Source organism: Pseudorhodobacter aquimaris, from assembly GCF_001202025.1.
GTDB lineage: Bacteria > Pseudomonadota > Alphaproteobacteria > Rhodobacterales > Rhodobacteraceae > Pseudorhodobacter > Pseudorhodobacter aquimaris.
The window spans coordinates 23,329-43,440 of the sequence record NZ_LGHS01000052.1 but is presented as its reverse complement, the minus strand read 5'-3'; the positions used below and the strand labels follow the sequence as shown (position 1 = coordinate 43,440).

Genomic DNA, 20,112 nt, shown 5'->3' with positions numbered 1-20,112 from the left:
TGGCGAAAGCAGGGGCACGATGAGGCGGGATGACAATTTCCATTCGACCGCGGTGGCATGGCTCAAGGTCGCCTTGCCCTTGTTGGCGCTTGCGATTTTGTCGACCTTGTTTCTGGTGGCGCGCACGGTGGACCCTTCCGATGCGATTCCCTTTGCCGAGGTGGATATCGAGGACCGCGTGCGTGAACCGCGTTTGACCCAACCGACATGGGCCGGTGTAACCGACGATGGTGCCGCCCTGACCATTTCCGCCGATGAGGCCCGTCCACAGCAGGGGGATGCTCTTGGCGCCAGTGCCAATGCGTTGGTTCTGGATTTGCAGACACCAGACGGCGGCCGTGCCAATCTGGTTGCCGGTCGCGGCATGCTCGATTCCGATCAGGGGGTGCTGTTGGTGGACGGGGGCGTGACGGTGACCACTTCGACCGGCTATGAGGTGACGACTGATGCGATGCGTGCAGCGCTGGACCGCACCTCTCTGATCAGCGAAACGCCTGTGACAGGCACGGCACCGGCGGGGCAGATTACCGCAGGCGCGATGGAGATTTCCCAGCAACCCGATGCCCCCGGCCAGTATCTTCTTGTTTTCAAGAATGGTGTTAGGCTGCTATATACTCCCACAGGTAAATAAAGTTCAGGACAAGCCATGTTAAAGGTGTTTCAGGTTACCGTCGTTTTGGCATCGCTTGCCCTGTTTCCGGCCATCGCCAGCGCGCAAGGCGCGAGTGTGGCCTTTGGCGGGTTAAAGCAAGACACCACCCTTCCGGTTGAAGTGTCCGCCGATCAGCTTGCGGTCAGTCAGGCGGATGGCACGGCGATGTTCACCGGCAATGTTCTGGTGGGTCAGGGCGAAATGCGCCTGTCTGCGGGGCAGGTGAAGGTGGAATATACCGCCGATGGCACCGGGATCGCCAAGCTTTATGCAAGCGACGGCGTGACGTTGATCAATGCCACGGATGCTGCCGAATCGCGTGCGGCGGTCTATACCATCGACAGCGGCACTGTGGTGATGACCGGCGATGTCTTGCTGACCCAAGGCGGAAATGCGCTGTCGGGGCAAAAGCTGGTGATTGATCTGAAGGCCGGAACCGGCGTGATGGAGGGGCGGGTTCAGACCGTCTTTCAGCCGGGCAAGGCCCAGAACTGATGGCGTCCAAACCTGATCTATCTGTGACCGACGGGACAGCCGGCCTTTGCATCGAAGGTCTGCGCAAAAGCTATAAAAAGCGGCCCGTGATCCGCGATGTCTCGATGCAGCTTAATCGTGGCGAGGTGGTCGCCCTTTTGGGGCCGAATGGTTCTGGCAAGACCACCTGCTTTTACGCGATTGCGGGTCTTATCTCACCCGAGGGTGGGCGTGTGTTGATTGACGGCACGGACGTCACCAGCTTGCCGATGTACCGCCGCGCGCGGCTTGGCATTGGCTATTTGCCGCAAGAGGTCAGCATTTTCCGTGGCTTGAACGTTGAAGATAATATCCTTGCGGTGTTGGAGATTACGCTGGATGACCGCCACAAGCGGCGTGAGCGGCTGGAAGAGCTGTTGCTGGAGTTCTCGATCACCCACCTGCGCCGCGCACCTGCGCTGGCCTTGTCGGGTGGCGAACGGCGGCGGGTAGAGATTGCGCGCTGTTTGGCCGCCGATCCGAAATATCTGCTGTTGGATGAACCTTTTGCGGGGGTGGACCCGATTGCCGTGGGCGAGATTCGTCATCTGGTCAGCGATCTGAAACGGCGCGGGATTGGTGTGCTAATCACCGATCACAACGTCCGCGAAACGCTGGATATCGTGGACCGCGCCTATATCTTGCATGATGGTACCGTCTTGATGAGCGGCACCACCGAAGAGGTCGTGCGCGATGAAAACGTGCGCCGCGTTTATTTGGGCCAAAACTTCAAGATTTTCTGATCGCCGCCCCCTTGAAAATTTTTTATCGCAACCGGTGCGCCGAAACCGTGACAAATCTGACAGTTTTGCTACGACCCCATTGACAAGTTGCCCGTCTGTGTCGCCAAATACCTTGGATACAAGCGTGAACCGGACCAATCGGATTTTAGTGATGCCAAGGGTTAACTGCCCATTAACAAAAGGTATTAACCGGTTGCCCCGGTGCCGAAAACCCATCGGCAAGGCGTCTTGCACAGTGCAGGGCCACCCCTATGCCGGACCACGAAGGAGGGACTATGCGGTATCAGATCAGCGGTAGACAAATCGAAATTGGCGAGGCGCTTCAAACCCATGTGAAGGCCGAACTTGGCGAGACGGTTGAAAAATATGCCCTGCGCCCGACGGATGCCCTTGTGATATTTTCACGCAACGCACATGAACTGGTCTGTGAGGCGACAATCCACCTTTCCACAGGTCTGACCGCACAAGCACGCGGGCAGGCGAGTGAAGTCTATGCCGCTTTTGAGTCTTGCCGTGAAAAGCTCGACAAACAATTGCGCCGTTACAAGCGGCGTTTGCGCGATCATCACCGTGATCGCTCGACCCCGGTTGAGTTTGACGGCGGTTCGTCCTATATCCTCGCCTCGAATGAAGAGTATGGAGACGCAGAGCCCGAGTCACTCCAGCCCATGATCATCGCCGAGATGGAGACCAAGGTCCCCACGGTCTCGGTTGGTGAGGCAGTCATGCAGCTGGAACTGGCAGAGCAACGCATGTTGGTCTTTCGGAACTCTAAACATGGCGGGGTGAATGTCGTATATCGTCGCGATGACGGTAACATCGGCTGGATTGACCCGCGGCACACAAAGTAAAGCGCCCAACCTTGGCGCGGGATAAAGCGGGTCATGGACATAGCAAGCCTTTTGGAGCCTGGTGCTGTTCGCATCATCAACCATCTCACCAGCAAGAAGCGTCTCTTTCAAGAGATCGGTGAGGTGGTGGCCTCTGTCCATGGCCTGAATGCCTCTATTGCGGTGGATGGCATTCAGGAACGCGAGAGCCTTGGCCCGACTGGTGTGGGCCATGGCATCGCCTTGCCACATGCAAGGCTGGAAGAGCTGGATAAGATCATCGGTGTGTTCTTTCGTCTGGAAAAACCGCTGGAATATGATTCGGTCGACCGGCTGCCCGTCGATCTGGTGTTTGCGCTGTTTGCGCCCAAGGATTCCGGGGTGGACCACCTCAAGGCGCTGGCGCTGGTTTCGCGGACGATGCGCGATGCGGGTGTGGTGGCCAAGCTGCGCGCCAATAATGACCCTGCCAAACTGCACGCCATTTTGACCGAAGCACGCACCTCAAAAGCGGCCTGATCCATGGATGCCGCCGCCTTTCGCGCAGTGCTGCATGATCGCGCGCTGGCCGAGGGGTTCTCGGCCATGGGCATTTGCACGCCGGATGCCACGCCCCATACGGCAGAGCGGCTGACGCAATATGTTGATCTGGGCCGTCACGGGCAGATGGGCTGGATGGCGGAACGCATGGGCTGGCGGGGTTCTGCTGCCGCACTTTGGCCCGAAGCGCGTTCGGTCATCATGTTGGCTGAGGTCTATACCCCCCCCGAAAATCCGCTGCCGGTGCTGGAGTTGCGCGAACAGGCGGCTGTGTCGGTCTATGCGCAGGGGCGTGATTATCATGATCTGGTGAAAAAGCGTCTGAAACGGTTGGGCCGCTGGATGGTTGAACAGACCGGCGCGCAGATCAAGGTTTTCGTCGATACCGCCCCCGTGATGGAAAAACCCTTGGCGCAGGCGGCGGGCTTGGGCTGGCAGGGCAAGCACACCAACCTTTTGTCGCGCGATCTGGGGAACTGGTTCTTCCTCGGTTCCATCTTTACCACGATGGAATTGCCGCGCGATGGGCCGGAAACCAGCCATTGTGGCAATTGCACCGCCTGTCTTGATATTTGCCCGACCAAGGCGTTCCCGGCGCCTTATCAGCTGGATGCGCGACGCTGCATTTCCTATCTGACGATTGAGCATAACGGCCCGATTGACCCCGAACTGCGTCCGTTGTTGGGGAATCGCATCTATGGCTGTGATGATTGCCTTGCCATTTGCCCGTGGAATAAATTCGCGGTTTCAGCCTCTGAGAATGGCTATGCCCACCGCGTTGGCGCGCCGCCGCTGGCAGAGTTGGCAGCACTTGATGATGCCAGTTTCCGCACCAGTTTTTCGGGCAGCCCGGTCAAGCGGATCGGGCGTAACCGTTTTATCCGCAACGTTCTTTACGCCATTGGCAATTCCGGCAACCCGGCATTGCGCGATGCGGCCACGCCGTTGTTGGCCGATCCGAATGAAACCGTTGTCGATGCGGCTGCCTGGGCCATCGCCCGACTGTCGTGACGCAGGCCAGCGGATGTGTTATGATCCCCTCATAGACCTTGAGGGAGGAGACTATGACCAAGCATATCGCAGACAAGCGCAAGCCTTCTGATACCCCGCGCAAAAAGCACTTTTGGGCGATGGAGAAGCGTTCAGGAGAGGAAACGCCGCATCCGGCCATCCGCACGCTGGTGCAGCGCTCGCAAGGTCACAGCGGTACACGCGTTCAGCAATACCTGCGAATCGCGCGCGGCCATATGGCCTGATTTAAAAAGCCCGGCGCTTGGCACCGGGCTTTTGACTTGGGATCAGGCGCGGACCAAGGCCTCATATTCGGTGGACAGGTCCTTGATCATCTGTCCGACCTCAAAGGTGTAATCCCCGATCTGGCCTACTGGCGTAATCTCGGCCGCCGTTCCGGTCAGCCAGCATTGCTGCATATCTTCCAGTTCGGCCGCCTCGATCCGGCGTTCCTGCACTTCGACCCCTTTGGCCTTGAGCATGCCGATCACGGTTTGGCGGGTGATGCCGTTCAGGATACCGTCTGCCAGCGGTGTATGAACCACACCGTCTTTGGCAAAGAAGATATTCGCCCCCGTCGCCTCGGCCACATAGCCGCGATAGTCGAACATCATCGCGTCCGAACAGCCCTTTGCCTCTGCTGCATGTTTGGACATGGTGCAGATCATATAAAGCCCCGAGGCCTTGGCGGCATGGGGGATGGTTTCGGGGCTGGGGCGTTTCCATTTCGCGATGTCCAGCTTGGCGCCCTTGAACTTTGCATCACCGTAGTAGTTGCCCCATTCCCATGCCGCAATGGCCATGCGGATCGGGTTACGCTTGGCCGCGACGCCCATATCCTCACCGGCACCGCGCCATGCGATTACGCGCACATAGGCATCGGTGAACCCGTTTGCCTTCAGTGTGGCTTCCTTGGCGGCCTCGATTTCGGCAACCGAATAGGGCAGGGGCATATCCAGCAATTCCCCTGACTTGCGCAGCCGCTCAGAGTGCTCCACCGATTTGAAGATCTTGCCGTTGTAGCAACGCTCCCCCTCAAACACCGAGGAGGCATAGTGCAGCGCGTGGGTCAGGATATGGACATTGGCATCGCGCCATTCGACCAATTCCCCGTCCATCCATATCTTGCCATCGCGATCATCATATCCGGCCATCTGCGCTCTCCGTAAGTAAATTTGCATTAATTGCGCAATTTAGGGCCGCTTAGGTCATAAAGTTGCGTATACCACGTCGATTTGCTAGCATTCGAGGCTTGGAAAGTCAACAAGGCTGACGTAAAATCCGGCAAGCAATAAAGGGGAGCAGGCTATGGATCATTTGCAGACGGGTGAAAACCTGCTGTTCCTGACCGATGATCAGGTGCGTAAGGGGATCGAGGCGATGTTCTTTGCCTATCGCGGATTTACCGCTGATCCTGACCGCATTCTGGAGGGGATGGACTATGGCCGCGCCCATCACCGCGCATTGCATTTCATTCATCGCAGCCCTGGGACCACGGTGAATAACCTTCTGGCGATTCTGGGGGTGACGAAACAATCGCTCAACCGGGTTTTGCGCAGCCTGATCGCAGATGATCTGGTGGAAAGCCGTGTAGGCCATTCCGATAAGCGCGAACGCCATTTACACCTGACCGAGAAGGGTGCCGCGTTGGAACGTCGTTTGTCGGATGCCCAGCGGGCTCGTTTGCGGGCCGCTTACCGTGCGGCGGGGCCGGGGGCGGTGCAGGGATTTCGGTTGGTGCTTGAGGCGATGATGGACGAGGATGCCAATCGTCAGTATCAAAGCCTGAAGGAGGCGAACATATGATCCCTGATCCGCAGGCCCATCTCTTGGTGGTTGATGATGACGAACGCATTCGCGGGCTTTTGCAAAAGTTCCTGATGCGTAATGGCTTTTTAGTCACAATCGCGCGGGATGGCGCGCAGGCGCGGCGTCTGCTGGACGGGTTGGACTTTGATATGATCGTGCTGGATGTGATGATGCCCGGCGTTGATGGTATCGCCCTGACCCGTGAATTGCGTGAGCGGCTAAGTGTGCCGATCCTGTTGCTGACGGCACGGGGCGAATCCACAAGCAAGATCGAGGGGCTGGAGGCCGGGGCGGATGATTACCTCGTCAAACCCTTTGAACCAAAAGAGCTGTTGTTGCGCATCAACGCCATTTTGCGCCGTGTCCCGCAGGCGCAGGCCGAGGTTGGTCCAAAAGTGCTGCATCTTGGCACTGTTCGCTATGATGTGGATCGGGCAGAGCTGTGGCAGGGGCGTGACCCCGTGCGGCTGACCGCGACCGAGGCGCAGTTGATGCGCGTGTTCGCCGCCCAACCGGGAGAGCCGATAAGCCGTGAAACCCTTGCCGGCGATCTGGGCCGCACTGATGGGACCGAGGAAAGCAGCGGGCAAGAGCGCGCGGTGGATGTGCAGATCACCCGCCTTCGCCGCAAGATCGAACGTGACCCCAAGCAGCCGCGCTATCTTCAAACCGTGCGCGGTGAGGGCTATATGCTGGCGCCGGACTGAAAAATTCCCAGCCGAGACCTGAGTTTGTTGCAGCCGTGAAAGCCTCCTGATGACAACCGCCTTTTTTACCCATCCCGACTGCGATCTGCACATTGAGCCGCCGGGCAATCCTGAGCAGGTCGCGCGGCTTCATGCCGTTACCGCGGCACTTTCGGGGATGGATTTGTTGCGGCGTGATGCGGACCTGGGGCGTGCAGAGGATATCCTGCGCTGCCATTCGGCGCGCCATATCGACATGCTGCGTGCCGCGATCCCGTCGCAGGGCTGGGTTGGGCTGACGGGCGATACCTATCTGGCCCCCGGCAGTTTTGACGCGGCCTTGCGGGGCGTGGGCGGTGCGTGCGGGGCGGTTGATCTGGTGTTGTCGGGCGGGGCGGCGAATGCCTTTGTGGCCACACGCCCGCCGGGCCATCATGCCGAGCGCGAGATCGCGATGGGGTTTTGCCTCTTTGGTACCATCGCGATTGCGGCCAAATATGCGTTGGACCATCACGGGCTTTCGCGGGTGGCGATTGTGGATTTCGACGTGCATCACGGCAATGGCACCCAAAGCCTTTTGTGGGATGAGCCGCGCGTGGTTTTCGCTTCTTCGCATGAAATGCCGCAATATCCCGGTACGGGGGCGGCATCGGAAAAAGGCGCGCATGGTCAGATCCACAACCTGCCCCTGTCTGCGGGTTGTACGGGGGCCGAAATGCGCGCGGCATATGAGGCGCAGCTTTTTCCCGCGATTGATGCGTTTGCGCCCGATCTTATTCTTATCTCGGCCGGTTTCGATGCCCATCATGCCGATCCATTGGGGGGGTTGCGCTGGGATGAGGATGATTTCGCGTGGCTCACCCACAGAATTTGTGATCTTGCCGACAGGCATTGCGCGGGGCGGGTGGTATCGGCCCTTGAGGGCGGTTATGATCTGGATGCGCTGGCGGCCTCTACCGCCGCACATGTGGCAGTATTGAAGGAACGCGGGAATGACCGATAAGCCAGTGGCAGAAATGAGTTTTGAAGAAGCGATGGGCGCGCTGGAGCAGGTCGTCACCTCGCTTGAACGGGGCGAAGTGCCGCTAGAGGCCTCGATTGCGCTGTATGAACGCGGCGCTGCCCTTAAGGCGCACTGCGCGGCCAAGCTGAAAGAGGCCGAGGATAAGGTCGAGATGATCCGCGCCAAGGATGGCCAGGCCGTCGGCGCCACCCCGGCGGAGGGGATGTGAGCTTTCCGGCGCTGCTTGCGGCCTCTTCGGCCTGCGTGCAAACCCGGCTTGATACCGCATTGGCAGGGCTTGATGATGAGCCTGTGATCCACGCGATGCGCTATGCCTGTACTGGCGGCAAGGGCCTGCGCGGGTTTTTCGTGTTGGAATCGGCGGCGCTGCACGGGATCGCGCCTGAAAACGCGGTTGCGGCTGCGGCAGCGATTGAGGCGATGCATGCCTACTCATTGGTGCATGATGATATGCCCTGTATGGATAATGACGACCTGCGTCGCGGCTTGCCCACCGTTCATCGCAAATGGGATGAGGCGGTTGCCGTTCTGGCCGGTGACGCGCTGCAATCACTGGCGTTTGAATTGTTGACCGATCCTGCCCTTGGTGCCAACCGGCTTGATCTGGTGGCTGTCATGGCCCGTGCGGCGGGTGCGCGTGGTATGGTGTTGGGGCAGGCGCTGGATATCGCGGCTGAAACCGCGACCACGCCGTTGACATTGGACCAGATCACCCGTCTGCAGCGCGGCAAGACCGGCGCTTTGTTTGAATGGTCGGCCACTGCGGGTGCGGTTCTGGCGGGCGCTGATCCCGCCCCACTTGCGCGTTTCGCCGCAGCCATCGGACTTGCGTTTCAAATCACCGATGACATTCTGGATGTGACTGGGGATGCGACAAAGGCGGGCAAACGGCTGGGCAAGGATGCCGATGCCGGCAAGGCCACCTTCGTTTCCCTTTTGGGGCTGGACGGTGCCAAGGCCCGTGCCGCCACCCTGATTGACGAGGCGACCACCGCCCTTGCGCCATATGGTGCAAAGGCAGATAATCTGACAGCGGCGGCACGTTTCGTGATCGCGCGCGAAAGCTAGGCCCAAGGGGGCACCATGACAGATCATACGGATAACAGGCCCAACACCCCGATGCTTGACCGCGTGGCTTTGCCATCGGATTTGAAATCCCTGTCCGACCGCGAATTGCGGCAAGTCGCAGATGAGCTGCGCGCGGAGACGATTTCGGCCGTATCCGTGACGGGTGGACATTTGGGTGCGGGCCTTGGCGTGGTGGAACTGACCGTGGCCCTGCACGCGATTTTTGACACACCGCGTGACAAGATTATCTGGGATGTGGGGCACCAATGCTATCCGCATAAGATCCTGACGGGGCGACGCGACCGGATCCGCACCTTGCGTACCGAAGGCGGGCTTTCGGGTTTTACCAAGCGCAGCGAATCCCCCTTTGATCCCTTTGGTGCGGCGCATAGTTCGACCTCGATCAGTGCGGCGCTGGGCTTTGCCGTGGCGGCCGATCTGGGCGGTGACGCGGGCGATGCGGTTGCCGTGATCGGGGATGGCTCGATGAGTGCGGGCATGGCCTATGAGGCAATGAACAACGCGGGCCATTTGAAAAAACGGCTGTTTGTGATCCTGAATGATAACGAGATGTCGATCGCGCCGCCGGTGGGGGCGATGTCATCCTACCTGAGCCGTCTTTATGCCGGCGCGCCGTTCCAGGACCTCAAGGCCGTTGCCAAAGGCGCTGTCAGCTTTTTGCCCGGCCCGTTCCAAGAAGGTGCGCGGCGGGCCAAAGAGGTGCTGAAAAGCATGACGATCGGCGGCACATTGTTTGAGGAGCTTGGCTTTTCCTACGTTGGCCCGATTGATGGCCACGACCTTGACCTGTTGCTGCCGGTTTTGCGTACCGTACATGACCGCGCCACGGGGCCAATATTGATTCATGTGATCACCAAAAAGGGCAAAGGCTATGCCCCCGCCGAGGCTGCACGTGACAAGGGCCATGCCACGGCCAAATTTAATGTGCTGACCGGAGAGCAGAAAAAGGCCCCCTCCAACGCGCCCAGCTACACTTCGGTTTTTGCCAAGTCCTTGGTCGATGAGGCCACGCGCGATGATAGAATCGTGGCCGTCACCGCGGCGATGCCGGATGGGACAGGGCTAAACCTTTTTGCCGAACGCTTCCCGCGCCGGTGTTTTGATGTCGGGATTGCCGAGCAACACGCAGTAACGTTTTCGGCGGCGATGGCGGCGGGTGGGATGAAACCCTTTTGCGCGCTTTATTCGACCTTTTTGCAACGTGGTTACGATCAGGTTGTGCATGATGTCGCGATCCAGCGGCTTCCGGTGCGCTTTGCGATTGATCGCGCGGGGCTAGTGGGCGCTGATGGCGCGACCCACGCTGGCGCGTTTGATGTGGCCTTCCTAGCCAACCTACCCGATATGGTGGTGATGGCCGCCGCCGATGAGGCAGAGCTGGTCCATATGGTTGCCACTGCCGCTGCCCATGATGACGGCCCCATCGCCTTCCGCTTTCCGCGCGGTGAGGGCGAGGGCGTCGAGATGCCTGAACGCGGCGTGCCGTTGGAAATCGGCAAGGGCCGGATGATGCGGAAAGGCGCGCGCGTGGCGATCCTGTCGTTTGGCACCCGACTGTCCGAGGCGATGAAAGCGGCGGAAAACCTAAGCGCCAAGGGCATCGATCCGACGGTTGCCGATGCCCGTTTCGCCAAGCCGCTGGACCGCGATATGATCCTTGATCTGGCCGCACGGCATGAGGTTCTGATCACGGTAGAAGAAGGCGCGATTGGCGGCTTCGGATCGCACGTTGCCCAGCTTTTGGCGGAGGAGGGCGTGTTTGATAGCGGCCTCAAATTCCGCTCTATGGTATTGCCGGACATCTTTATCGACCAAGCCAGCCCCGAACGGATGTATGAGGTTGCGGGCATGGATGCCGCACAGATCGAAGGCAAAGTTCTGGAGGTTCTGGGCGTTTCCGTTGTGGGAAAACGGGCGTGAGAGGGGCTTGCCCGCCAGAGTATCCGACATGGGCAATTCGAACCCGTTTTACGGAATTTGCAAAAAGTTTCAGATCGCGGGGGGATTTGAATGGCCATTCCTGACTATCAAACGATGATGCTGCCCCTGCTGCGGGAATTCGCGGCAGGAAAAGCGCGGGTGGTGGAGTGCCTTCCTGCATTGCAGAGAGAATTTTTGATTACCGACGCAGAGGCAGAAGAGCTTTTGCCAAACGGTGGCCCGCTGCTTCTCAATCGTGCCAACTGGGCGCGGACCTATTTGGGCAAAGCGGGGCTTTTGGCCTCCCCCAAAAGGGGGTTTCATGAGATTACGGAGCTTGGGCGCAAAGTGTTGGCAAGCAATCCGGATGAGATTTCCAATAAAACACTCGAGCAGTTTCCGGCATTTATTGAATGGAAAAGTGGAAGCAGAAAGCAGGAAGGTGACGACGCCCCCTCGACTGCACCCACGGTGCCTGCGGCCGATAAAACCCCCGAGGATACGATTGAGGTGGCCTTTGGCGTGCTTACGGCGGCCCTGCGTGATGAACTTTTGGCGCTGCTCTATGAGATGAACCCGATCCGCTTTGAGCGGTTGATCCTCGATTTGCTGACGGCGATGGGCTATGGCAAGGGGGATCTGTCCAACAGCCATATGACCAAGGCCAGCGGCGACGGCGGGATTGACGGGATTATCTATGAGGATGCCCTCGGGCTGGACGCTGTTTATATTCAGGCGAAACGCTATGGGGCGGATAATAAGGTATCGCGGCCTGCCATTCAGCAATTCGTGGGGTCGTTGAACGGCGAAGGCGCGACAAAAGGGGTTTTCGTGACCACCTCGGATTTTTCGGCCGAGGCAAAAGGGTTTTTGAACAAGGTGCAGCACCGGATCGTTTTGATTAACGGGCAAGAGTTGGCGCGCTTGATGATCCGCTATGATATTGGGGTTCGGGGGCGGATGCGCTATGTTCTCAAAACCGTGGACGAAGATTATTTTGGTAATACTGCATTGGTTTAAGGGATAGAGACGACGTGATTGGGCGGATGGTGGATGCTGTGACGCGGCGTTGGGGCGAATTTTCGACGCGGCGCGCTGTGGCAACGAATATGGCGTTGGTCCATGGTCCGGCCCGGGTGAAACTGGCCGGGGATGAGGTCGCGGTGATCTGTCTGGTCAAGGATGCTGCCTATTTCATTGAGGCATTTCTGGCGCATCATCACGCGCTTGGGGTACGCCATATTGTGTTGGTGGATAACGGGTCATCGGATGATACCATTGCAATCGCCAAGCGTTTCGACAGTGTGACAATCTTGCAAAACACGCTGCCCGCCAAGCAGTATGAGGTATTGCTGCGTGTGGTGGCCGCGCGCCAAGTGGTGCGGGGCGGCTGGTTTCTATTTGCCGACGCGGATGAGATGTTCGAGGTGCCGCTGGATGCCGCTTTGCCGCAGCTTTTGGGCTATTTGAACAAACATGGCTATACGGCGATGGTGACACAGATGCTCGATCTGTTTTCGCCGCTTTGCTATGGTGACGGCAAGGATTGGACCTATGGCCATGTCTTGCAGCAGGCGGACCACTATAGTTTGGGGCAGGTGAAATCAATCGCCTACCATGACCGCAAAGCCATCGGCTTTAGCTGGTTTCTGATAGGAACGAAGGCGATGTTGCCCTGAAAATCGGTGGCATTCGTGCCGAGGTTTTTGGCGAGGCATGCTTTTTGTCCAAGCACTCGTTGGTGCGCAACATCACCAGGGTTCAGCCGATGGTCCACCCGCATTGTGCCAGCCGGGTTCGGGTGGCGGATGTGACCGGGCTTTTGCGGCATTACAAGCTGGCGGGGGATTATCTGGCGCGGGATCGGGCCTCGGTTGCCAATGGAACCTGGGAACATTCCGAGGATGCCAAGCGTCTGGCCGCAGCAACGGGGGGCGATGCCTTCCGGATCGCCCCGGCAAGGGCGGAAGTCTATGCCGGCCCGGAGGTTTTGGTCGACCAAGGCTTTTTGGAGGCATCCGAGGCCTATCGCCGTTTTATCCGCTGATTACAGGCCCAGCACATCCATCATGTCATATTCGCCGGGCTTTTGTCCGATACCCCAGAGGGCTGCGCGCAGCGCACCGCGGGCAAAGATGGCGCGATCCGTGGCAAGGTGGCGCAGCACGATGCGTTCGCCATCGGCGGCAAAGATCACATCATGTTCCCCAACCACATCCCCGCCGCGAATGGCGGCAAAGCCGATATCACCGCGTTTGCGCGCGCCGGTAATGCCGTCACGCCCCGAATCGCGTACCTCGTCCAGCGAGACACCGCGCCCCTGTGCGGCGGCCTCGCCCAGCATCAGGGCGGTCCCCGAAGGCGCATCGACCTTCATGCGGTGATGGGCCTCGACCACCTCGATATCCCAATCGGCATCCAGTGCAGCGGCGACTTTTTGGGTCAGCCTTGTCAAAAGGTTTACACCCAATGACATATTCCCCGCCCGCACGATCACCGCACGGGTCGCGGCGGGGGAGAGCTTTGCGATGTCGCCCGCCTCCATCCCTGTGGTGCCAATCACATGGACAATTCCGGCCTCGGCCGCCTGTGCCGCACAGGCAACGGTGGCGGCGGGGGCGGTAAAGTCAATCACGGCCTGGGCCTTGGCAAAGACCGCCTGCGCATCATCGCTGACGATCACGCCCATCGCAGGCCCGCCGATGCATTCGCCCACATCGCGGCCGATCCAGTCATGGCCTGCGCGTTCTATGCAGCCGACCAGACGCGCGCGATCCGATGCGGTGATCGTGCGGATCAGCATTTGCCCCATGCGCCCTGAGGCGCCGGTTACGACGAGTCCCGGAAGGTCGGCCATGTTCTTAAATCCCCTTTCGTGCTTTCGCGTCTGCTTATCGCATGTGTCACAAAGGCCCAAGCGCCCATTTTACTGTGATGCCCGTTGCGGGCGCGGTTGGAAACGCCTATGTGGGAAGGATGGCACATAAAAGCTACACCTCGGCCCAGGGCCCTTCGCAGCGTCAACTTCGGGTTGGCGAATTGATCCGCCGGATTTTATCCGAAGTGCTTTCGCGTGGCGAGGTGCATGACCCGGATCTGAACCGTTTCTACATCACTGTGGGGGAGGTGCAGATGTCCAAGGACATGCGCGTCGCCACCGTCCATGTGATGCCTTTGGGCGGCAAGGATGTTGAGGGTGCGATCGCCCTTCTGGCCAAGCATCAGGGCGAATTGCGCCACCTGATCGGCAAGCAGATGATCATCAAGCATATACCGGAGCTGCGCTTTCGCCCCGACATCACCTTTGATCAGCTGGACGAAACCCGCCGCCTTTTGGAAGACGAACGGGTGCGCCGCGATGTTGATGCTGCGCCGGATGACGATGCTTAGGTTGCTTGCGGCTTGCGCATTTGCGCTGGCCTATGCGCTGCCTGCGCAAGCCTCTTGTCGTGAAGTTCAATTTGATGATCTGCCGTTTACGGTGTGCGAGGTTGGCGCGGATGCCGACCTGCGGCTGTTCCATGCCGATGCGCAAGGGGCAGTGCTTGGCAGCTTTGCGAAGGTGGATGAGGTTCTTGCAGCCGAGGGCAAAACCCTGAAATTTGCGATGAACGCTGGAATGTACCACGATGACCGCGCGCCCGTTGGCCTGCTGGTGACCGAAGGGCAGGAACGTGCGGGCATTGTCACCCAAGAGGGGCCGGGTAATTTTGGCCTGCTGCCCAATGGTGTTTTTTGCATAGGCAAGGATTTTTCGGTTGTCGAATCGCGGGCATTCAAGGCCGCGCGCCCGTCCTGTCATTTTGCAACACAATCCGGCCCGATTCTGGTGATTGACGGTGCCCTGCACCCGCGTTTCCTGCCTGACAGCGACAGCCGCTTTATTCGCAACGGGGTTGGCGTGTCGGGCGATGGCAAGACGGCCTATTTCGCGATCTCGGGGCAGGCGGTGAATTTTGACACCTTCGGGCGGTTGTTCCGCGATGAGTTGGGGGTGCCGAATGCGCTTTATTTTGATGGCAAGATCAGCCGCTTGTTTTCGCCCGAACTGGGGCGCAATGATTTCGGGTTCCAGATGGGGCCGATCGTGGGGCTCGTCGTTCCGAAATAGCGCCGCTTGACGCGCCGCGCCGTGCGGGGTAGCCACAGATTTTTCCAATTGGGGGCATCATGGCACGCAAACGCAAGGGTCGCGCGATTTCCGGGTGGTTGGTGGTGGATAAGCCTGCGGGCGTTACCTCTACCGCTGTTGTGAACAAGGTGAAATGGGCGTTTGACGCGCAAAAGGCGGGCCATGCAGGCACGCTTGACCCAGATGCAACCGGCGTTTTGGCCGTGGCGCTGGGTGAGGCGACAAAGACCGTGCCATATATTACCGATGCATTGAAATGCTACCGCTTTGTGATGCGCTTGGGCGTTTCTACCCGCACCGATGACGCCGAAGGGGAGGTGATCGAGACACGCGATGCGCGTCCTTCGGATGCGGCGATTGCCGAGGCACTGGACGCGTTCCGCGGTGATATCATGCAGGTGCCGCCACAGTTTTCTGCCGTGAAGGTTGAAGGTGAACGCGCCTATGACATCGCGCGTGCCGGTGGCGAGATGGCGCTGGCGGCCCGTCCGCTTTGGGTCGAAAGCCTGGAGATGATCGCCCGGCCCGATGCCGATCATGTGGAGTTGGAGATGGTCTGTGGCAAGGGTGGCTATGTCCGCTCTATCGCGCGGGATCTGGGGCAGGCTCTGGGTTGCCTTGGGCATGTTTTGTGGTTGCGGCGCACGTGGTCCGGTCCGTTTCAGGCCGAGCAGGGGATCAGCATTGAAACCCTGGACGCCGGTGCCAAGACCGAAGCGCTGGATGCCCATTTGTTGCCGCTGGAGCTTGGGCTGACCGACTTGCCCGAATTGCCGACCACGCCCGAAGGGGTCACACGGTTGAAAAACGGCAATCCCGGAATGGTTCTGACCTCTGATGCGGACTATGGCGAAGAGGCTTGGGCCAGCTATATGGGTAAAGCCGTTGCCGTGGGTATCTATAAGGCCGGTGAGTTGCACCCCTCACGCGTGTTTGTCGACTAAACGGCGTCGCGTGGCAGGGTTCTGGCCTTGTTATGCGCCGTTTTGCAGCCTTGGCATTTCGCATAACATTTAAATAAAATTGGCGAAATTTGCCGCAGTTCCGCACCGGTTCGAGAACCGCTTATGCACTTTTATGCCACGATCCTCCGCTAATCCTAATGCTTACAGGGGGTTAGCCAATCCCTTGGTTAAGGCCCGTGATGGGTATATCAGGATTGGGAATCGGGGGCTGTGGTCATGTTGGGAATTCTGGGTCTGTTCGGTGCGGTTTTTGCCGGCTTTATGGCCGATGGTGTAATCGCGACCAAGGCAAAGCTTGACGGCGATGATTCCGCCGACCCCGAGGATAACGCGCCTGAATCTGGCGATGAGAACAGTGATACCGTCGACCTTCTGGATATCGCCAACCAGAATTCGGACCCCTATGTTGATGCCTCTGGCACTGAATCCAGCGATGCGCCCGTCCCGCCGCCGCTTGACATTGAATTAACCGGCAGCAGCTATGATGATATTTTGGCCGGTGAGGCCGGTGCGGATACCATAGATGGTGAGGACGGTGATGATTTGCTGGACGGGCGTGATGGTGACGATGTGATCAGTGGCGGCAACGGTCATGACTACATCGGTGGTGGTGCGGGCAATGATGACCTGCGCGGCGGTGCCGGGAATGATGTTGTCGACGGCCATGATGGCAACGACCTGATGGCTGGCGGAACCGGGGATGACTCCCTGTCGGGCCATATGGGGGATGATTCCCTGAGCGGAGACGAGGGCGATGATACGCTTTTGGGTGGGTCCGGTTCGGATATGCTCAAGGGCGGCGACGGCGACGATTGGCTGGCAGGCGGCTTTGATGATGATGCGCTGTTCGGTGATGAAGGTGCGGATACGCTGGACGGGAATGACGGGAACGACACGCTTTGGGGTGTGGATGCGGAAAACCCAAATGACAGCTTGGGCACCGACTTTTTGAATGGCGGCGCGGGTGATGATACGTTGATGATTGGCGCGGGGGATTGGGCCCATGGCGGTGAGGGTGAGGACAGCTTTGCCCTGAACAGCTGGCTTGGTTCGGACAACCTGGCCCATATATTGGATTATAAACCGTCCGAAGATGAAATCGTTGTGCTTTACGATGCCGAAGCGCACCCTGATCCGCATGTCGAACTGCTGACCGACGAGGATTCGGAAGACGCGACGATTATGCTGGATGGCGTTCCTCTGGCCGTTATTGCGAATGGTGCCAATCTTACGATTGATGCGTTGAAACTGACACCTTCCAACAACTTTTAGGCTTGGGGGTCAGGTCCATAGCTCTGGCTGTTGGTTATAACTGATATAGAGCGGATGCTTGGGTTGCCCGGTCTTGGTCAACCCGAGTTGATAGAGCGGCCGTCCCGAGGCGCGCAATAGCGCCTCTACCTTGGCCCCGCGATCAAGATGCGCCCCATGCGCGCCCCATGCACAAACCACGCGGTCTGCCCAGCTTGCAGCCTCTATGATGGCCGCATCGTTTTCGGGGCCGACAGGATCGGTTTGGGCCCGCATCACCTTGGGATCTGTGGCGCGCCAAGCAAAAATATTCACCACCCGAAAGGCGCCAAACCCAAGCGTACGCGCGCGGCGCTCGCAGCGTTCCACCGTGGGGTCGTTTTGCACTTCGGTGGCGGTTGAGGGGTTGAGCATCATAAAAGCGACCTTGCCCCCCTGCGGGTCCCAAACCCGCGTCAGGGCATAGCGGTACTGTTCGCAAGGCGAATACTCGGCCACGCTTTCAGCATCGCCTTTGGTGAAATGTTTGATGATCATATCGGTCATATCCGGCCTGCGCCTTTGCGTGAATTGGCGGCCGACGCTATTCAACACCTAAAGCCACCACCCCGTGCAGTGATATGCAGGCAATGCGGCAGCGTAAAGAATAATCCCCCCGACGTGAGCGCCGGGGGGACTGGTGTTCGGATCAGGCCTCTGCGGCGGCTTCTTTGATCTCTTCGCCGGTTTCTTGGTCAACCATTTTCATGCCCAAGCGTACCTTGCCGCGATCGTCAAAGCCGAGAAGCTTCACTTTGACTTCCTGACCTTCTTTCAATGCCTCATTCGGGTGCTGCAAACGCTTGTTGGCGATCTGGCTGACATGCACCAGGCCGTCACGTTTGCCAAAGAAGTTCACGAAAGCACCGAAATCAACCAGCTTCACGACCTTGCCGGTATAGACTTTGCCTTCTTCAGGCTCTGCCACGATCGACCAGATCATGTCGTAGGCCTTCTTGATGGCCTCGGCGTTGTTGGAGGCGATCTTGATCACGCCATCGTCGTTGATATCGACCTTGGCGCCCGATACTTCGACGATTTCGCGGATGACTTTACCACCGGAACCAATCACTTCACGGATCTTGTCGGTTGGCACAGACATGGTTTCGATTTTTGGCGCATAGGCCGAGAATGCCTGCGCAGATGTCAGCGCCTTGGACATTTCGCCCAAGATGTGCATCCGGCCGTCTTTGGCCTGTGCCAGCGCCTTTTCCATGATCGCGGGCGTGATGCCTGCGATTTTGATGTCCATCTGCAGGCTGGTGATCCCGGATTCGGTACCGGCCACTTTGAAATCCATGTCGCCAAGGTGATCTTCGTCACCAAGGATATCCGACAGGATCGCATATTTGCCGTCATCATCCATGATCAGACCCATTGCCACACCGGCAACAGGGGCCTTCAATGGCACACCCGCATCCATCATGGACAGGGAGCCACCGCAAACCGACGCCATCGAGGACGAACCGTTGGATTCAGTGATCTCCGACACCACGCGGATGGTGTAGGGGAAGTCGGTTGCCGCAGGCAGAACCGCCTGAAGCGCCCGCCAAGCCAGCTTGCCGTGGCCGATTTCACGACGCCCGGGAGGGCCGAAACGACCAACTTCACCAACCGAATAGGGAGGGAAGTTATAGTGCAGCAAGAAGTTGGATTTGGAGGTGCCGGTCAGCGCGTCGATGAACTGCTCATCCTCGCCTGTGCCCAAAGTGGTCACAACCAGACCTTGGGTTTCGCCGCGGGTAAACAGGGCGGAACCGTGGGTCCGTGGCAGGATGCCGGTTTCTGACACGATCGGGCGGATGGTCGTGGTGTTACGGCCATCAATCCGGTCGGCACCGTTGATGATATCGCCGCGCAAGACGCCTGCTTCCAGATCCTTGATCGCGGCGCCAAGGTTTTCATTGGCTTGATCTTCTTCGGACAGGCTTGCCTTGATCGTGGCAACAGCGGCCGAAATTGCGGTCGTGCGCTCTTGCTTGTCGCGGATCGCAAAAGCGGCGCGCATGGCGGTCTCACCAGCCGCTTTGACGCGGGCCGAAAGATCGTCATAGTTTGGCGGGGTGAAATCAAACGGCTCTTTGGCGCATTCTTCGGCAAAATTCATGATCATGTCGACCACAGGCTGGATGCTGTCATGGGCGAATTTCACCGCACCCAGCATCTCCGCTTCGGAAAGCTCATAGGCTTCGGATTCGACCATCATCACGGCTTCTTTGGTGCCGGCCACAACCAGATCAAGACGCTGCTCGGGGTTGTCGCGCAGCTTCATCATGTCGTCACAGCTTGGGTTCAGCACATATTCGCCACCGACATAGCCGACGCGGCAGCCAGCGATTGGCCCCATGAACGGCGCGCCGGAAATCGTCAGCGCAGCAGAGGCGGCGATCATCGCCAGCACGTCCGGCTCATTTTCGAGGTCATGCGAAAGAACGGTGCAGATCACCAGAACTTCGTTTTTAAAGCCATCCACAAACAGCGGACGGATCGGGCGGTCGATCAAACGGGAGGTCAGCGTTTCCTTTTCGGAAGGCCGTGCCTCACGTTTGAAAAAGCCGCCTGGCACCTTGCCGGCGGCGTAATAGCGTTCCTGATAATGCACTGTCAGGGGAAAGAAGTCCTGGCCGGGTTTTTGCGCTTTGGCATAGGTCACATTGGCCATGACCGAGGTTTCGCCCAAAGTGGCGATAACCGAACCATCGGCTTGGCGGGCCACTTTACCTGTTTCCAAGGTAAGCGTTTCACCGCCCCATTCGATTTCTTTTTTCGTTACGTTAAACATTCATCGTTTCCTATATGGGGGCATCCCGGCGTTCCGGGCCCCCCGTTGCATAGCGGCCCCATTGCCGCCGCCCCCTATCCTTTGCATGCGGCCGAGGGCAGGCCTTCACGTCACAGATGTGTCGCC

Annotated in this window: 24 protein-coding genes; 20 read left to right on the top strand and 4 right to left on the bottom strand. The window is 58.8% G+C overall.

Annotated features, from left to right (window positions below; genetic code table 11):
- Nucleotides 1-19 precede the first annotated feature (19 nt).
- From lptC to AKU94_RS08830, 7 genes are all read left to right on the top strand, one after another.
- Nucleotides 20-631, top strand: a complete 612-nt coding sequence (gene lptC / locus AKU94_RS08860) for an LPS export ABC transporter periplasmic protein LptC (RefSeq protein ID WP_050526927.1) — start codon at nucleotides 20-22, stop codon at nucleotides 629-631.
- 15 nt (nucleotides 632-646) lie between these two features.
- On the top strand, nucleotides 647-1,147 hold the full coding sequence (locus AKU94_RS08855) for an LptA/OstA family protein (protein ID WP_050526926.1): 501 nt from the start codon (nucleotides 647-649) through the stop codon (nucleotides 1,145-1,147).
- Entirely contained in the window at nucleotides 1,147-1,908 is a 762-nt protein-coding gene (gene lptB / locus AKU94_RS08850; RefSeq protein WP_050526925.1) for an LPS export ABC transporter ATP-binding protein, read from the top strand. The genes AKU94_RS08855 and lptB overlap by 1 nt, the downstream gene beginning before the upstream one ends.
- 275 nt (nucleotides 1,909-2,183) lie before the next feature.
- On the top strand, nucleotides 2,184-2,759 hold the full coding sequence (hpf, locus tag AKU94_RS08845; RefSeq protein WP_050526924.1) for a ribosome hibernation-promoting factor, HPF/YfiA family: 576 nt from the start codon (nucleotides 2,184-2,186) through the stop codon (nucleotides 2,757-2,759).
- Between the two features lie 33 nt (nucleotides 2,760-2,792).
- On the top strand, nucleotides 2,793-3,257 hold the full coding sequence (locus tag AKU94_RS08840) for a PTS sugar transporter subunit IIA (protein WP_050526923.1): 465 nt from the start codon (nucleotides 2,793-2,795) through the stop codon (nucleotides 3,255-3,257).
- A gap of 3 nt (nucleotides 3,258-3,260) precedes the next feature.
- Nucleotides 3,261-4,289, top strand: coding sequence for a tRNA epoxyqueuosine(34) reductase QueG (gene queG / locus AKU94_RS08835; RefSeq protein WP_050526922.1), 1,029 nt, complete (start codon nucleotides 3,261-3,263; stop codon nucleotides 4,287-4,289).
- A 53-nt stretch (nucleotides 4,290-4,342) separates the two neighbouring features.
- Nucleotides 4,343-4,534 (top strand): hypothetical protein, encoded by a 192-nt coding sequence (locus tag AKU94_RS08830; protein ID WP_050526921.1) that lies wholly within the window; start codon nucleotides 4,343-4,345, stop codon nucleotides 4,532-4,534.
- Between the two features lie 42 nt (nucleotides 4,535-4,576).
- Here the strand turns inward: AKU94_RS08830 and AKU94_RS08825 are convergent, their stop codons facing one another.
- Nucleotides 4,577-5,443 (bottom strand): branched-chain amino acid aminotransferase, encoded by an 867-nt coding sequence (locus tag AKU94_RS08825; RefSeq protein WP_050526920.1) that lies wholly within the window; start codon nucleotides 5,441-5,443, stop codon nucleotides 4,577-4,579.
- A 154-nt stretch (nucleotides 5,444-5,597) separates the two neighbouring features.
- On the opposite strand from AKU94_RS08825, the gene AKU94_RS08820 reads away from it, so the two are divergent.
- From AKU94_RS08820 to AKU94_RS08780, 9 genes are all read left to right on the top strand, one after another.
- Nucleotides 5,598-6,095, top strand: a complete 498-nt coding sequence (locus AKU94_RS08820) for a MarR family winged helix-turn-helix transcriptional regulator (RefSeq protein WP_050526919.1) — start codon at nucleotides 5,598-5,600, stop codon at nucleotides 6,093-6,095.
- Nucleotides 6,095-6,805: a response regulator gene (locus tag AKU94_RS08815; protein WP_050527118.1), complete on the top strand. Its 711-nt coding sequence runs from the start codon at nucleotides 6,095-6,097 to the stop codon at nucleotides 6,803-6,805. Before AKU94_RS08820 ends, AKU94_RS08815 begins: the two co-directional genes overlap by 1 nt.
- A 49-nt stretch (nucleotides 6,806-6,854) precedes the next feature.
- Nucleotides 6,855-7,787: a histone deacetylase family protein gene (locus AKU94_RS08810; protein ID WP_050526918.1), complete on the top strand. Its 933-nt coding sequence runs from the start codon at nucleotides 6,855-6,857 to the stop codon at nucleotides 7,785-7,787.
- Complete coding sequence (locus AKU94_RS08805) at nucleotides 7,777-8,016, top strand: exodeoxyribonuclease VII small subunit (RefSeq protein ID WP_050526917.1); 240 nt, start codon at nucleotides 7,777-7,779, stop codon at nucleotides 8,014-8,016. Before AKU94_RS08810 ends, AKU94_RS08805 begins: the two co-directional genes overlap by 11 nt.
- Nucleotides 8,013-8,876: a polyprenyl synthetase family protein gene (locus AKU94_RS08800; RefSeq protein WP_050526916.1), complete on the top strand. Its 864-nt coding sequence runs from the start codon at nucleotides 8,013-8,015 to the stop codon at nucleotides 8,874-8,876. Before AKU94_RS08805 ends, AKU94_RS08800 begins: the two co-directional genes overlap by 4 nt.
- Before the next feature lie 15 nt (nucleotides 8,877-8,891).
- Complete coding sequence (dxs, locus tag AKU94_RS08795) at nucleotides 8,892-10,817, top strand: 1-deoxy-D-xylulose-5-phosphate synthase (RefSeq protein WP_050526915.1); 1,926 nt, start codon at nucleotides 8,892-8,894, stop codon at nucleotides 10,815-10,817.
- A gap of 90 nt (nucleotides 10,818-10,907) precedes the next feature.
- Nucleotides 10,908-11,837 carry a restriction endonuclease gene (locus AKU94_RS08790; protein WP_050526914.1) on the top strand — a complete coding sequence of 310 codons (930 nt, stop codon included), beginning with the start codon at nucleotides 10,908-10,910 and terminating at the stop codon, nucleotides 11,835-11,837.
- Nucleotides 11,838-11,851: 14 nt separating this feature from the next.
- Complete coding sequence (locus tag AKU94_RS08785; RefSeq protein ID WP_157056480.1) at nucleotides 11,852-12,496, top strand: glycosyltransferase family 2 protein; 645 nt, start codon at nucleotides 11,852-11,854, stop codon at nucleotides 12,494-12,496.
- Between the two features lie 44 nt (nucleotides 12,497-12,540).
- Nucleotides 12,541-12,864: a hypothetical protein gene (locus AKU94_RS08780; protein ID WP_157056479.1), complete on the top strand. Its 324-nt coding sequence runs from the start codon at nucleotides 12,541-12,543 to the stop codon at nucleotides 12,862-12,864.
- Here the strand turns inward: AKU94_RS08780 and dapB are convergent, their stop codons facing one another.
- Nucleotides 12,865-13,674, bottom strand: a complete 810-nt coding sequence (gene dapB, locus AKU94_RS08775; RefSeq protein ID WP_050526911.1) for a 4-hydroxy-tetrahydrodipicolinate reductase — start codon at nucleotides 13,672-13,674, stop codon at nucleotides 12,865-12,867.
- A 119-nt stretch (nucleotides 13,675-13,793) separates the two neighbouring features.
- Between dapB and rbfA the strand changes: the two genes are divergently transcribed.
- The 4 genes from rbfA to AKU94_RS08755 all read left to right on the top strand — a co-directional run bounded on the left by rbfA (nucleotide 13,794) and on the right by AKU94_RS08755 (nucleotide 17,186).
- Nucleotides 13,794-14,207 (top strand): 30S ribosome-binding factor RbfA, encoded by a 414-nt coding sequence (gene rbfA, locus AKU94_RS08770; protein ID WP_050527117.1) that lies wholly within the window; start codon nucleotides 13,794-13,796, stop codon nucleotides 14,205-14,207.
- Nucleotides 14,185-14,928, top strand: coding sequence for a phosphodiester glycosidase family protein (locus AKU94_RS08765; protein WP_408633689.1), 744 nt, complete (start codon nucleotides 14,185-14,187; stop codon nucleotides 14,926-14,928). Before rbfA ends, AKU94_RS08765 begins: the two co-directional genes overlap by 23 nt.
- A 59-nt stretch (nucleotides 14,929-14,987) precedes the next feature.
- On the top strand, nucleotides 14,988-15,893 hold the full coding sequence (truB, locus tag AKU94_RS08760) for a tRNA pseudouridine(55) synthase TruB (RefSeq protein ID WP_050526910.1): 906 nt from the start codon (nucleotides 14,988-14,990) through the stop codon (nucleotides 15,891-15,893).
- Between the two features lie 237 nt (nucleotides 15,894-16,130).
- Nucleotides 16,131-17,186: a calcium-binding protein gene (locus AKU94_RS08755; RefSeq protein WP_050526909.1), complete on the top strand. Its 1,056-nt coding sequence runs from the start codon at nucleotides 16,131-16,133 to the stop codon at nucleotides 17,184-17,186.
- A gap of 9 nt (nucleotides 17,187-17,195) precedes the next feature.
- On the opposite strand, the gene AKU94_RS08750 is transcribed toward AKU94_RS08755, so the two are convergent.
- A complete protein-coding gene (locus AKU94_RS08750; protein ID WP_050527115.1) occupies nucleotides 17,196-17,702 on the bottom strand; it encodes a DUF1643 domain-containing protein in 507 nt (168 codons plus the stop codon).
- A gap of 151 nt (nucleotides 17,703-17,853) precedes the next feature.
- On the bottom strand, nucleotides 17,854-19,986 hold the full coding sequence (gene pnp / locus AKU94_RS08745; RefSeq protein WP_050526908.1) for a polyribonucleotide nucleotidyltransferase: 2,133 nt from the start codon (nucleotides 19,984-19,986) through the stop codon (nucleotides 17,854-17,856).
- Nucleotides 19,987-20,112 lie beyond the last annotated feature (126 nt).

Coding starts and splice junctions, on each gene's coding strand:
- rbfA (WP_050527117.1), top strand. CDS start 13,794: ATGGCACATAAAAGCTACACCTCGGCCCAGGGCCCTTCGCAGCGTCAA.
- AKU94_RS08855 (WP_050526926.1), top strand. CDS start 647: ATGTTAAAGGTGTTTCAGGTTACCGTCGTTTTGGCATCGCTTGCCCTG.
- lptB (WP_050526925.1), top strand. CDS start 1,147: ATGGCGTCCAAACCTGATCTATCTGTGACCGACGGGACAGCCGGCCTT.
- AKU94_RS08820 (WP_050526919.1), top strand. CDS start 5,598: ATGGATCATTTGCAGACGGGTGAAAACCTGCTGTTCCTGACCGATGAT.
- queG (WP_050526922.1), top strand. CDS start 3,261: ATGGATGCCGCCGCCTTTCGCGCAGTGCTGCATGATCGCGCGCTGGCC.
- AKU94_RS08840 (WP_050526923.1), top strand. CDS start 2,793: ATGGACATAGCAAGCCTTTTGGAGCCTGGTGCTGTTCGCATCATCAAC.
- AKU94_RS08790 (WP_050526914.1), top strand. CDS start 10,908: ATGGCCATTCCTGACTATCAAACGATGATGCTGCCCCTGCTGCGGGAA.
- truB (WP_050526910.1), top strand. CDS start 14,988: ATGGCACGCAAACGCAAGGGTCGCGCGATTTCCGGGTGGTTGGTGGTG.
- hpf (WP_050526924.1), top strand. CDS start 2,184: ATGCGGTATCAGATCAGCGGTAGACAAATCGAAATTGGCGAGGCGCTT.
- dapB (WP_050526911.1), bottom strand. CDS start 13,674: ATGGCCGACCTTCCGGGACTCGTCGTAACCGGCGCCTCAGGGCGCATG.
- AKU94_RS08825 (WP_050526920.1), bottom strand. CDS start 5,443: ATGGCCGGATATGATGATCGCGATGGCAAGATATGGATGGACGGGGAA.
- pnp (WP_050526908.1), bottom strand. CDS start 19,986: ATGTTTAACGTAACGAAAAAAGAAATCGAATGGGGCGGTGAAACGCTT.
- dxs (WP_050526915.1), top strand. CDS start 8,892: ATGACAGATCATACGGATAACAGGCCCAACACCCCGATGCTTGACCGC.
- AKU94_RS08830 (WP_050526921.1), top strand. CDS start 4,343: ATGACCAAGCATATCGCAGACAAGCGCAAGCCTTCTGATACCCCGCGC.
- AKU94_RS08750 (WP_050527115.1), bottom strand. CDS start 17,702: ATGATCATCAAACATTTCACCAAAGGCGATGCTGAAAGCGTGGCCGAG.
- AKU94_RS08810 (WP_050526918.1), top strand. CDS start 6,855: ATGACAACCGCCTTTTTTACCCATCCCGACTGCGATCTGCACATTGAG.
- AKU94_RS08755 (WP_050526909.1), top strand. CDS start 16,131: ATGTTGGGAATTCTGGGTCTGTTCGGTGCGGTTTTTGCCGGCTTTATG.
- AKU94_RS08805 (WP_050526917.1), top strand. CDS start 7,777: ATGACCGATAAGCCAGTGGCAGAAATGAGTTTTGAAGAAGCGATGGGC.
- lptC (WP_050526927.1), top strand. CDS start 20: ATGAGGCGGGATGACAATTTCCATTCGACCGCGGTGGCATGGCTCAAG.